Raw genomic sequence first — 255 nt, forward strand, 5'->3', positions numbered from 1 at the left:
TGAAAATGGCCTCGGTGGTTTCTTCCGAATAAGTTTTGTTCCTTTTTGGGATGGACTTCAATACAGGGATTCTTTTTACAAAGTTATCCTCGATTAACTCGTTGTCCTCCATGGTCTGTAACAAACTGCTCAAATCAGTTCTGTAGTTGTTCCTGTTCCTTGGACTGGTTCGCATCAGGACATCGTTTAGAAATGCCGAAACAATTTTCTTGTCCAATTGGTCTATGGAAACAACAGATTTCTGGTTCTTTTTGA

1 pseudogene is annotated in these 255 nt (G+C 39.6%); it reads right to left on the reverse strand.

Going from position 1 to position 255, the window contains the following annotated elements:
- A pseudogene (locus LOK78_RS16590) lies at window positions 1-255 on the reverse strand (site-specific integrase); the annotation flags it as partial.

Origin of the sequence: Mangrovimonas futianensis, assembly GCF_021245805.1 — a bacterium.
Taxonomy (GTDB): domain Bacteria; phylum Bacteroidota; class Bacteroidia; order Flavobacteriales; family Flavobacteriaceae; genus Mangrovimonas; species Mangrovimonas futianensis.